This is a genomic window from Allochromatium humboldtianum (assembly GCF_013385175.1).
Lineage (GTDB): Bacteria > Pseudomonadota > Gammaproteobacteria > Chromatiales > Chromatiaceae > Thermochromatium > Thermochromatium humboldtianum.
On sequence record NZ_JABZEO010000009.1, the window covers coordinates 181028 to 194613 of the forward strand.

At 62.7% G+C, this 13586-nt stretch carries 2 protein-coding genes; one reads left to right on the forward strand and one right to left on the reverse strand.

What is annotated here, in order from left to right; translation table 11 throughout:
• The first annotated feature begins 121 nt into the window (after positions 1-121).
• Positions 122-1054 carry a histone deacetylase family protein gene (locus HW932_RS14330; RefSeq protein ID WP_176977165.1) on the forward strand — a complete coding sequence of 311 codons (933 nt, stop codon included), beginning with the start codon at positions 122-124 and terminating at the stop codon, positions 1052-1054.
• Positions 1055-1212: 158 nt separating this feature from the next.
• Here the strand turns inward: HW932_RS14330 and HW932_RS14335 are convergent, their stop codons facing one another.
• Positions 1213-13479 carry an IPTL-CTERM sorting domain-containing protein gene (locus HW932_RS14335; RefSeq protein ID WP_222932384.1) on the reverse strand — a complete coding sequence of 4089 codons (12267 nt, stop codon included), beginning with the start codon at positions 13477-13479 and terminating at the stop codon, positions 1213-1215.
• Positions 13480-13586 lie beyond the last annotated feature (107 nt).

A 13586-nucleotide genomic window follows, 5' to 3' on the forward strand; every position in this document is an offset into this window, starting at 1 on the left:
TAATCTGTGGCATGGCCACCGCACGGCGGCCACGAGTTTGGCCGCAAGCCAGTTGAAGAAAAGAATCGCTTCCTACCCCCATGGGTCAAGCGTGGCGATCGAGTCTTGAGGACAGCCTTCTATGAACCTCGCCTTCATCTCACATCCGTCCTGTCGCGAACATCGGATGGGGGCCCATCACCCCGAATGCCCCGAACGGCTCTATGCGATCCAGGACCGACTGATCGCCTCCGGCATGGAGATGTTACTCACCCATTATGACGCACCCAAGGCCGGCGTCGAGCAGATCGCGCGCGCCCACGATCGCGACTATATCGAGACCATCATGGCCGCCGCGCCCCAGGCCGAGGACGTGCTGGCCTGGATCGACGGCGACACGGCCATGAACAGTCACACGCTGGAGGCGGCGCTACATGCGGCGGGCGCGGCGATCCTGGGCGTGGATCTGGTGATGGGTGAACGGCATCATGCCGCGTTTTGTGCCGTGCGTCCGCCGGGTCATCATGCCGGACGCGCCAAGGGGAGCGGGTTCTGCATCTTCAACAATGTCGCCATCGGCGCGCTGCACGCCCTGGAACATCACGGGTTGGAACGGGTGGCGATCGTCGACTTCGATGTCCATCACGGCGACGGCACCGAGGAGATCGTGATCGGGGACGAGCGGATTCTGTTCTGCTCCAGCTTCCAGCATCCCTTCTATCCGGGCACGGGAGCGGATACCGACGCGCCCAATGTCGTCAACCTGCCCCTGCCGCGCCTGACCGATGGGGCGGCGTTCAAGGCGGCGGTCGAACAGGCCTGGTTGCCGCGGCTGGAGGACTTCCAGCCGCAGCTGATCATGATTTCAGCCGGCTTCGATGGGCATATCGAGGACGACATGGCGCACTTCAATCTGCACACGGCCGACTATGGCTGGATCACGCGCGAGATCCATCAGCTGGCCAAGCGCCATAGTCAGGAGCGGGTGGTGTCCTGTCTGGAGGGCGGCTATGTGCTCTCGGCGCTCGGGCGCTGTGTGAGCACCCATATCGATGAGTTGATCGGGCACGCTTGACGCCAGTGGTGAGCCTCGATCAGCGCGCCGCAGAGACCGATCCTGGCGCGAATCCGGCGAGGCTCATCACGAAGCTCTGGAACTGCGCTGCCCACACACGGGCAGCCACAAGCAGAGTTCGAGCACGAAACGCCTGAGCATAGGCATTTGCGAGCGCATCATCGCCGATTCACGGATTGCGGTCTCGTTCTGTGAAAGCGCAGGGCCAGGCCGAGCATCGACAGCATCAGCAGTATGAGCGCCCATTCCGAGAGGGTCGGAATCGGATTCGGCGAGGGCGGCGGTCTCACAGGATCATCGATTTCAAGCCGATCCGGGAAACTCAAGGCCGTTGCCGCGCGTTCTTCGTCAAGACGCACCTCCACACGGTTGAGACCGGATGTGCTGGTGAACCCGCTCGGATCGGTCTCGATCAGGATATAGTCGCCAAAATCGAGATCCTCGAATAGGAAGTAACCATCCCCCGATGTACGTGTACTGGAAATCAATGTTCCAGTGCTATCGGTCAGCTCGATCAGTACGCCCCCCAAACCGGGTTCATCGTCGTCGACATCGTTGTCATTGAGATCCTGGAAGACGCGACCCGTGATGCTGCCATAGCGAATCAGGCCGAAATCCGCCCGACCCGGCGTAGTCAAGGTCACGGTCACGTTCTGACGGATCGGTGTGGTATTGACGAAATTCGCAGGCGGCGTGGAGACGACGGTGTAGTTTTCCGGCTCGACATCGAGGAACAGATAGCGCCCATCACCAGACGTGATCTCAAGGCGCAACGCTTCTGAAGCCGCCGTACCGAACAGGGATCGCCAACCGGAAGCCGCGTTCGTTGATAGCAGGTCGATGCGGATTCCTCCGACACCCAACTCGCCTGTATCGACGCGACCGTTGCCGTTGGTATCTATGACGACCCGACCATAGACGAGTCCGATCGGTTGCACGCCGAAATTGGCCGTCGCGCTTCCATCAATGCTGAGACTGACGGTCAAGGGAGTAGGACTCGTGGCCAGATGATCCGGAATGATATCCCGTTCGACACGGTAGACGCCGGGCGGCAGATCACTGAACAGATAGGCGCCATTGCCGGCGGTCAGGGCCGTGGCTAGCACCACTCCATCGCGCTTGAGCGTGACGAGGATGCCGCCCAAGCCATTCTCTCCCTGTTCCTGGACGCCGTTGCCGCTCAAATCCATGAATACGCGCCCGGAAATGGCGAGACGGGGTTGATCGCCGAAATTAGCTGTGGCTGCACCGACCTGACCGTTGGGCTCGGCGGCCAGACTGACGGCCACGCGATTCGTGGTCGTGCTGACATAGCCGACCGGATCGGTCTCCACGACCTCATAGGCACCGGCTGGAATCGAATCGAACAGGTATTCACCGACGGTGTTGGTCATCGCGGTCAGAAGCAGACCTGATCCGGTCAGAGAGCGCAGAGTCACAGTGACGTCCGCCAGACCGTATTCGGCGCTACCCTGCTGGCCATTGCCGTCCAGATCGCGGAACACCCGTCCTGAGACCGTGCCGCGAAGTTGGTCGCCGAAATTAACCGTGGCTCCGCCGCCGGCGGCCAGATTGATCGCGACCCGGTTCGAGGTAGTGCTGAACCAGCGATCCAGGTCGGTTTCGACGACGCTGTAGGCACCGGCATCCAAGCCATCGAAACGATAGCTTCCATCAGGCCCGGTGCGAGTGCTCCGGATGAGCGTGTCGGACTGTCCGCGCAGTTCGACCAGAACATTGGCAATGCCCAGCGCGCCGCCATCCTGCAGACCATCGCCATTGTTATCAGCGAAAACACGCCCGGAGACCGATGAGCTGCGTTGATCGCCGAAGTTGGCATTGGCCGCGCTCGCGACCGCCTGGCCATTGAGCACGAATGCCTGGATTCGGACCGGCAACAAATTGAGCGTGGTGCTTACATAGCCGTCCGGATCGGTTTCGCGCACGCTGTAGCGGCCCACGCTGACCTGATCGAACAGATAGAGACCATTGGCATCGGTCACAGCGGTCCGGGTCGCGCCCTGTTCGTTCGTCAGTATCACTGTTACGCCTGCCAGTCCGGTCTCAGCACCATTGAGCAGACCGTCGCCGTTGATATCCTCGAACACGCGCCCCGAGATGGTGCCGAGCGGCTGATCGCCGAAATCGACCACGACCTCACCGTTGGCTGCCACTGAGGCGGGGATGTTGTTCAGCGTGGTGCTGGCGTAATTGGGCGGGTCGGTTTCGACCAGGATATAGGAACCAGGTACGACCGGGTCGAACTGATAACGCCCGCTTGAATCAGTCAGAGTCGTGCTGGAATTCGAGCCGTCACTGACGGATGTAAGCGTCACCAGTACTCCGGAGATACCGGGTTCGCCGGGGCCTTGCACGCCGTCACCGTCCAGATCGGCGAACACACGACCGCTGATGCGTCCGTTCAGCCCCAGGATGCGGGTCTCGTCTTCGGCGCTGTTGTTGTCGGGGTTGATATCGCCGCCGCCGCTGACACCGGCGCTGTTGGTCACACTCGTCGGAGCCTCGGCGGCCACGTCCACTGTCAGGGTGATGGGCGGATAGCTTGCCCCGGCGGCCAGTGCGTCGGCGCGGCTACAGCTCAGGGGCGTGAGCGTGCAGGTCCAGCCGCCGCCCGAAAACGCGGTGGCCGTCAGACCGGTCGGCAGGGTATCGGTGACGGTCACGGAACCACTGGTGGTCTGACCGCCCTGGTTGGTCACTCGTAGGGTGTAGATCGCTCCGCGCTGACCGGCGCTGAAGTCACCCGTATGGCTCTTGATCAGCACCAGATCCGGTCCAGAGCCGATGGTCGTGACATCGCTGGCGGTGTTGTTGTCAGGGGTTACATCGCCGCCGCCGCTGACGCTCGCCGTATTGGTTACGCTGGCAGGGGCGTCTGCTGCGACGTCCACTGTCAGGGTGATGGCCGGATAGCTGGATTCGGCCTCCAGTACATCCGAGCGCGAGCAGGTCAGCGTGCTCAGAACGCACGCCCAGCCGCTGCCGCTGATCGCCGTGGCGGTCAGGCCCGTGGGCAGTGTGTCGCTCACAGTCACAGTTCCGGTGGTCGGTCCGGTACCGCTATTGGTGACCGTTAAGATGTACTGTGCTCCGGTCTGGCCCTGTACGAAATCGCCCGTATGGGTTTTGGCAAGCGTCAGGTCGGGCAATGCGGCTAGACTGACAGTGATCGTCTTGGTCGCCGTGTCGCAGGCCGGCGGGGTCGTCGCAGGATTTGCGCAGATTCGATAGGTCACGACATAGACGCCGACATCGGCGGTTTTCGCCGCCACGAACTGCCCGCCAGCATTCAGCGTGAACCAGCCACGGGTATCGGTAAAGGCTTGCCCATCCTTGGTCAGACCGACGAGGCTCGGAGTGACATTGGCGATGGTCGCCGGATCCGTGCCGACTCTATCGTTCGTCAGCAAATCATACGTCTCTGTGCCGCTGACCGACTGGGTCAGCGTCGCGGCGGCATCATCGACGGCATCCACGACCTTGGCGGAGACGCCGGCGGTGTTATTGGCAACATTGCCATCGGTACTCGTCGTCGAGGTGCTGCCGGAGAGGCTCAGTAGGCCGGTGGTCGGCGCTGTGGCCGTCACCGTGCAACTAACGCTCGCGCCATTTGCCAGACTGGCGACCGGGAGGGCGAGTGAGCAATTCGACAGCGTCCCGCCCGTTACGCTACAGGTCGCCTGCGTGGCTGCCGCCGGACCCGCATTGGGACAGGTCACCGTGCCCGTTACCGTCGCGCCGGGACTGGCCGCCGCCGGGAAGCCGCTAAAGGCGATGCCCATGTCGGCCGCCGTCGGCGCCGCGTTCACCAGGGTCGTGTCGCTGGCGCTGTTGTTGCCGCCGGTACCGGGATCGCCGGTGGCGCTGACGCGCGCGATGACATCCACGGTGCCCGCCGTCAGCGGGGCCGTATAGCGCAGGGTGGCGGTTTGTGTAGCGCTACTTGCCAGGGTGTTGGTTGCAAAGGTGATCGTCACCACGCCGCTGGCGCTGTCGTAGGTGCAGGCGGTGGCGCCGGCGGTGCAGGAGACGCCGGTCAGGCCCGCCGGCAGCAGGGCGCTGTAGGTCACGCCGTTGGCAGTGCTGTTGCCCGCATTGCCGAAGGTCAACGTGACATCGACCGCCGCGCCGCCGGTGGCCGTGGCCGGCGCATCGACCAGGGCATAGACATCGACCGTCGGCGCCGCGACGATGCCGGTGCTGCCGGAGGCGCTGTCGTTGGCGGTACTGCTCTGACTGGTCGAGGTGGTGACCGCGGCGGTCACGCCAACCGCGCTGCCGGGGGCGGTATAGGTCAACGTCAGATTCAGGGTCTGGCCGGGGGCCAGGGTCGCCGGCAGGTCGCAGCCGGTGATGGCCCCGCCGCTGTAGGTACAGGTAGCACCGTTGTAGGTGATGACCTGATTGGTGGGCGAACCAGTCAGGGTCAGGCTGTAACCGACGTCCGCCGCCGCGGCCGGTCCCAGATTGGCGAAGCTGAACGGCACCGTAACCGTGCTACCGGCCGTGGCGCTGGCCGGCGGCGCGACCGCAGCGGTGACATCGGCCGTGGTGGCGGCGCTGATGGCGGTGCTGGCGCTGGCGGTGTTGTTGCCGGTGTCGCTATCGTTCGCGGCGCCGACGGTGCTGGTGGCCACCACTGGACCGGTCGTCGGCGCCGTATAGGTCGCCGCCAGATCGACCCGCTGCCCTGCCGTCAGGGTGGTCGGCAGACCGCAGCCGGTCACCGCGCCCGTTCCGGCAGTGTAGGTGCAGGCAGTGCCCTGATGGGTCACGGACACGTTGGTGGGCGCGCCGGTGAAGGTCAGCGTATAGGTGACGCCGGTCGCACTGGCGGTGCCCAGGTTGGTGAAGCCGGCGTTGACCGTGGACGTCGCGCCGCTGGCGATCGCCGCCGGGGCGTCGATCCAGGTGGTGACATCCGCCACCGCCGATCCCGTCACCGCCGTGCCGGCGCCGGCGGCATTGTCGTTGGTGGTGGCCTCGGCGCTGGCGGTGTCGATGCGCGACTGGATCTCCAGGCTGCTCGCGCCCGTGGCCGGCGCCAGATAGTCGATGAGCACCGTGGCGCTCTGGCCGGGAGGCAGGCTGGTCGGCAGGCCGGTGAGAGTCAGGATGCCCGTGGCGCTGTCGTAGACGCAGGCCGCGCCCGAGCAGGAGACGCCGCTCAGGCCGGGCGCCAGCACAACGGCGTAGGTGACGCCATCGGCTTGGGACTCGCCCTGGTTACCGAAGGTCACCCGCGCCTGGACGTTACCGCCCGCTGGCACGCTGGCCGGGACATCGACCGTGGTGTAGACGTTGGCCACCGCAGTGGCGCTGATGTCCGTGGAACCGGTCGAGGCGTTGTTCGCGGTGTGGGTCTCGCCGGTCGCCGCGATGGTGGATGTCACCGTCACCGTGCCGCTGGCGGGGGAGGTGTAGGTCAGGACCAGTTCGACCGCCTGGCCGGGGTTGAGCGTGGCGGGTAGGCCGCAGCCGGTCAGGGCATTGCCGGCATAGGTGCAGAGGGCGCCGTTGTTGCGGATTTCGATGCTATTGGCCGCAACCGCCGCGTCCGAGAAGGTCAGGTTATAAGTCGTCACCGGCGCCGCGGCCGGGCCGAGGTTGCGATAGACCAGCGGGACGGTCACGGTGGCGCCGGCCGGGGCGCTGGCGGGCGGAGCGACGCTGCTCAGGACATCGGGAACGGCGGATGCGGTGATGGCGGTGCTGTCGGTGGCGCTGTTGTTGCCGGCTGTGTCCGGATCTCCAGTGGCGCTGACGGTAGCGGTCACGGCCACCGGTCCCGTCGCCGGAGCGATGTAAGTCAGGGTCAGATCGACCGCCTGACCGGGTGCGAGGGTGACCGGCAGGCCGGTGATGGTGACCGTGGTGCCGCTATAACTGCAACTGACGCCGCTGCCCGTGCAGGTCACGCCAGTCAAACCGGCAGGCAGAGTCAGGCTGTAAGTCACGCCTGTAGCCGAAGTCGCACCCAGGTTGACGAAGCCGACCGGGACCGTGACGGTGGTGCCGGTCGTGGCGCTCGGCGGAACCGTCAGCCAGGCGGCGACATCGACGACCGACGTAGAGACGGTCGTGCTGTCGGTGGCGGTGTTGTTGGCGGTCGGCGTCTCGCCGGAGGTCGTGGTGGCGATCGTCGCCGTTACCGAGGCCGAACCGGACGCCGGCGCCGTATAGCTCACGAGCACATGCTCGACCTGACCGGGAATCAGCACGGCGGGCAGGCCCGTGAGCGTCAGAGTCGTACCGCTGTAGCTACAGGTCGCGCCGGCGCAATCGACGCTCGTCAGGCCGGCCGGCAGCGTCACGGTGTAGGTCACGTCCTCCGCCGTGTCCGTGCCCTGGTTGGCAAAGGTCAGGAGAGTAGTCACCAGACCGCCGGCAGCGGCGCTCGCGGGCGCATCGACCTGGGCCTGGACATCGGGCGCCGGAGCCGCCGTGACGGTGATCACGACCGTATCCGTATCGGTCAGATTGGTGGCATCGGTGCTCAGAACGGTCAGCGTGGTATTGGCGGCGCCGGTGAATTTCAGCGTCCCGAGGACGGTATTGATGGCGGCCTGGGAGCCGCTTAGGGTCAGGGTCGTCGAACCGTCTGCGCCAGCGCTGATGGTTACGCCGCCCGAAAGGGTGACATTCAGCGCGCCCGCGCCAACCGTCAACCGAACCGTGGCCAGGTTAGTGTCGGTGTCCGCCACCGAAATACCGCTGATCGCCGTCTGGACGCCGCTGACGATCGTCTGCGCGTCCGGAACCGTATTGACGGGAGGATTGCCGGCGGTACTGGTGTAGGGGAAGTTCTGGGTCAACGTGCCCGCCGCCAGGGTGACGTTCGCCGTGCTGGCGCCATTGAGTCCGGCGGGTGGCGTCTTCACCGTCACGGTCGCGCTGCCGCTGGTCGGCAGGCCGCCCTTGGCGTAGATACCCGAGCTGTCGGTATAGACCGTCCAGGTATTGGTGCCGTCGCTGACGGTCAGAGGCATGCCGGAATAGACGGTCTCGCCGGCGTCGAAAGTGCCGTTGTTGTTCGCGTCGAAATAGACTCGCCCCGTAATCGTGGCGCTGGTGGGATAGCCTTCCGACTTGAAGCCGAAGTTCTGAGTCGCGGTGCCGCCCTCGGGGATGGTCACCGTTGCCGGATTTGTGGCCGGAACCGTCAACGTCAATCCAGACTGGTCCGGTACGGTCACGGATGCGCTGCCCTGCGGCACCACGCGGCTGTAATAACCAGCCTCGTTGGAGTACGCCGTATAGGTCGTCCCGGAGACGACGATCGTCACGGTCTGCCAAGGCAGTGCGGTGTCGATGGTCGCGTCGTAGAAGCCGTCCTTGTCATTGTCCTGGTAGACATAGCCCTGAAGGTTGCCCATGCCGGAACCGAGCACGGTCACGTCTTCCTGGGTCGAGTTGAGCGGCTCATAGGGCGTGACCGCCGCGCCCGCGGCGGTGGCCGGGTTCTGGGCCAGGGCGCCGCCGGTATCCGCCGAAACATTGGCGGTGAAGGTGATCGACACGGTGTCGTTGGCGGGGACGGTCAGCGACCAAGCCGGCTCGATGCTGCCCGCCGTCGGAGAGGCTGTCGGCACCACGGCGGTACCATCCGACTTGACGACGCTGGCGGTCGAGGCATAGCTGAAACCGGAGGGCAGGATGTCGCTCACCGTCGTGACGGTGCTGCTGGCGAGCGAATTGACGACATCGATGACCCAGGTCGCGGTTCCGCCCGCCGTGCTGATGGGCGTGGTGGTGCGCTTGGTGATCTTGAGTCCGCCGATTTCGGTGGTGACAGTGGCGGTCGGGGTGCAGGGGTTTGGGTTGCAGGTGCTGCTGGTGTTGCCCGTGCCGCTGCTGGTCAGGGTGCCGGTCGTGCCGGGCATGATGATCGCCTGGACGCTGGTCGAGGCGCCGGGCGGCAGATCGGCGAGGTTGGTCCAGGTGACGATGTTGCTATCGGCTCCGGACAGGCTGCCGTTGGGACTGGTGGCGATGACGCTCGAACCGGCGGGCCAAGGGGTCGCGGGAGTGACGGTACCAACCAGGGTATCGACGATGCCAACGGCGGTCGCGGTGGCGTTGCCGGTGTTTTTCAGCGTGAGGCTGTGGGTGACGCTGCCGATGACCGAGGCGCCCAGAGTGCCGGTGACGCTCGCGGACAGGGTCAGCGAATTGCCGGAGACCGCCGTGATTTGGGCGTTGGTTCCGCCCACGTTGACATACTGGCCGACGGCGAAGACCGAGGTGTCGTCGACGAAGATGGTGGTCGCCCCGGTGGCCGCCGCCGTGAGTTTCGCGGTCGGATAGGCCAGGGTCGAGGGGCCGGCGGCCGTGAGCGTCAGCACCGGATAGGCGCTGGCGCTCACGTCGACGGTGGGAGCCGTCACGCTGGCGGCATTGCCGGCGCTGGCGGTGGCCGTGGCGTTGGAGATGGTGGTCGTCCCCGCCGGCAGGTCGTTGACCGTAACCGTGAATTTGACCGTTGCGCTGGCATTGCCGGCGAGCGATGCCTCGGTGAATGTCACCCGATTGGTCAGCGGGTTGAAACTGCCCGTACCGCCGGTGACCGCCTTGAAGCTGGTATTGGCGGGGATGGTGTCGCTGACGGTCACGCCGCTGGCGGACGAGCTGCCTGTGTTGGCGACGGTCAGGGTGTATTCGATCTCGCTGCCGGGCGCCAGGCCGGTCGTCGGGCTGGCGGATTTGGTCAGGGTCAGGCGCGGGCTGGCGTTGAGGGTGACCTTGACTTCGTTGCTGTTGACCTCGGTGACGCTCGTCGCGGATGCCTGGGCCGTATCGGGGATGACGGTAGCGCCATCGAGCAGGCCGGTGATGGCCACCTGCATGGTGTAGGTGTAGGACTGGGAAGCGCCGGGCGCAAGGGTTGCGATGGTCGGCCAGGTCAGGGTGCCGCCGCTATTCGTACAACCGCCTGTGCAACTGACATAGGTATAACCAGTTGCCGTCGGCACGACATTGCTGACCACGACATTCGTCGCATCTGACCCACCAGTGTTGACGACGGTCAGCGTATAGGTGACGGTCTCGCCAAGCAGGGGATTGGTTTTGTCGGTGGAGAGGTTGAGGGCAAGCGCGGGCGTGGGCGTTGCGCCTTCAGCAATGACGGTGGTTGTAGCCGTTGCTGCAGGCGGTGAGGTCAGGCCAGTCGCCGCTATGACCGCGCTGTTCGTCAGCGTGGTGCCTGCCGCCACGCCTGATCCGACAGTGGCGTTGATGACCAGTGTGCCGCTCTCGCCAAACTTGACGGTGCCAGCGGTATCCGAGGTCGTCGATTTGATGCTGAAAGTGTAAGTATTCGATGTCGGCGTCGGCATAGGGTTGACCGTAACCCCATTAAGCGTTGCCGAAGCGATGGTTACACCCGCTGGAAGGGTATCTGCAATGGTTGCGCTAGTGGCATCGACTCCACCAGTGTTAGCGAATTTTAGAGTGTAAGCGATATCCGTATTGCTGCCAGCCGTAACCGAGGGCTTATCGACGGTTTTGGATAGCGAGAGATTTGCTGGCGCTGATGTCTGGCAAAACGAGGATCTAGAATTAGATGTAACACTATCGTAGTGAAAAGTAATGTCTTTCCCACCAGACGCGCGGAATTGAAAATACCAGCGAAGCTTATCATTTGCGCCTAAAGTAGTTCCATTTGGTATTATTACGCTATAAGTGTACCATGTTCCCGTGCCTGTAGAGACGTTAATTTCATCACTTGTTGCAATCGTTTGATTCGTCGTGGCATTGCGCAGAATAACACGCGATCTTGCCCCTCCCTGCTGAGCACTTAAACGATAGTTAACGGTCAATGTTTTATTTGACAAATCTAACGCCAAACCAAGAGCTGACTGTTGCTCAAAAATAATTTGATTTGGCTCTGACGTATAATCTTCAAAGGAGTTATCCGTTATTCCCGTAACAGTTGTTGTATAATCCAAAGCGCTAGACGGCTCCGTCAAAATTGCTGGTCTGATAGTAGAAAGCAAGTTATCGCTTCCCTGACGAAAATAAAAGACTGCACTACAATACTGTCCAGTTATTCCAACATCATTTGTTGATGTAACTCCGGTAGCATCACCTGTCCATACTATTTTTGCTTTATTTGCTGCTGGATTGGGATACGTAAACGGAGCCGCAGCCGCCGTCGCGGTCACGGTAACTGAACCAGTCGTATTGGCTGCAACGGTTCCGATATTCCAGGTGACGACGCCATTGCTATGCGTGCCTCCTCCAGTATTTGAGGCATAGTTCAGGCCCGCTGGCAATGTATCGGTCACGACAACCCCACTAGCCGCCGCCGTTCCGTAATTTTTATAGGTGATCGTCCAGGTCACCGACCCACCCGGCGCCACCGACACCGCGCTCGCCGTCTTCTCTAAAGTAAACGCCGGCGTACCGGCTACGTTCACGCCCGTCACCGCCACCGTGCTGCTGGCCGTCGAGCTGACTGCCGCACCACCGCCCGGCGGCGTGGCGCTGATGGTGGCCGAGTTGGTCAGCGACGTGGCGCCATAACTGGTCGGTACTTTGATGGTCAGGGTGACGCTACCAGAGGCGCCAGCAGCCAAATCACCCAGTGTCCAGGTGACGGAACCCCCGCTCTCGCTACAAGAAGGTGTTCCGCCCGTGCAGCCGAAATAGGTCACGCCCGCCGGCAGAACATCCGTGATTCCGGCAGCCGTGACCGTCACCGCCGAATCGTTGCTGTAGCGCAACGTATAGGTCAGGGTATCCGTGTCATCGGCGGCTACGCTGTAGGTATCCGGCGTTTTGCTCAACGACAACCGCGCCGCATCCACGCCGATCGCCACCGGCTCACTCGTGATGGTGCCGAAGCTGGTCGCAGCGCCGGCGGTATTCTGATAGGTACCGGCGACGCTGCTGGCATTTGCGCGAAAAATCAGGGTTCTTGTTTCGCCCTTGGGGATGCTGACTTCCGGCGAAAAGGTCCAGGTCAAGGAATAGCTGCCGCTATCCGGCGATGCGGATGGATTCAGAGATCCGCCTTGATTCGAGTCAAAACTGAACCCCGCTGGCAGAGTATCGGTGATGCTGCTGACCGTTATCGCATCACTGTTGTTGGATGGATTCGTGATGGTGATGGTGTAATCCACCGTCCCGCCCGCGACGACACTGCTGCTACTGGCGATCTTGGCAATGGTCGGAGCCACGCCGCACGCATTGATGGCCACGCCGATCAGGGCCGTCTGAATGCCGGTGACATCGGGATTACCGTACCAATCTTCGGTCGCAACCGGAGACATCTCCGGCGAATGCGTCGGAAATGTCACTCCGGAGACCAAGGTATTACCGACGGAGATTTGACCATCGGTATTCCCGCTCAGATAGGAAAAGGTTCGATTGTCGATCCCGGAAGGCGTGATGCCATCGTCGACCTTGGTGTTGTCGTCCACCGCCTGCACGCCGATCAGATACTTGCCCTTGGCCAGGCTGGTGGCGTTCCAGGTCGCGGTCCAGGTGTTGAGCGTGCCCGCTTTCAGGCTGCCGGGCGCCGCCTCAGTCCAGACGCTGCCGGTATCGCCGGCCGTGGTGCCGTCGCCATCCCGATCATGCCAATAATAGAACTTTACCGATTTGATCGAAGACTCGATCGCGCCGCTATCATTGACGTAGAGCGTATCCTGCACCTTGGCCGTCAGACTGTAGCTGCCCGAACAGGTACTCGGCCCCGTCGCTGTTACGCTGGAGACAATCGGCTGGGCGTAGGGCGTTGTCTTGTTGAACGACAGATAATCGCCAAACGGCCCCGGCTTGGAAGCATCCCCGATATAGGTTCTATTGAGCGAGCAGTCCTTCTGAAACGGATTGTTCAGGCTGTTCGCGGTGCAGAACAGCATGGAGATAGGTGTATTGCGATCGATCTTTGGACCAGGCTGTCCATTGGAGCCGGTTAGCCCGGAAGCATCCAGCATCTTCACCGGAATCTGGTAGTCGATGAAATACTCGGTGCAGGAATCGGTATAGACCAGCTTGGCACGGGTAGTGCCGTAGTCCCAGCTATTGGTGCTCGAACCGGATGGCCATGTCGTATTGGGCTGGGCTGTTGGATAGTTACTGTTGAAATTCAGCAGCTGACTACCAGACGCGAATGCCGTCGGATTGTGCGCGATCAGCTTGATGTTATTAGAATCGGACAGATAGTCGATGGACTGAGTCGGGATGTTGCCCCAGATGCCGGCGATCATGTCGATCGGCTCTGATGGGCTGCCCGAAGAGCCATTCAGATGCGCCGCGAGATCACGATAACCGTCACCGTCCACGTCAAACAGCACGGTCCAGAGTGCCGAACTCCAGGGACTCGTGGCGCTGTAATTACCGGCATTGGGGCCGGTCGCGTAATTGTTGGCGATCTGCTCCACTCGCCAGCGGAACATGATGACATCGTCGCTGCCATCCTCAGCCGCCCCCTTCTTCAGATGGTAATAGATCGACGGGTAGGTCTTGTCGATACAGGACGATGAGACGTTGACATAGTTCTGGG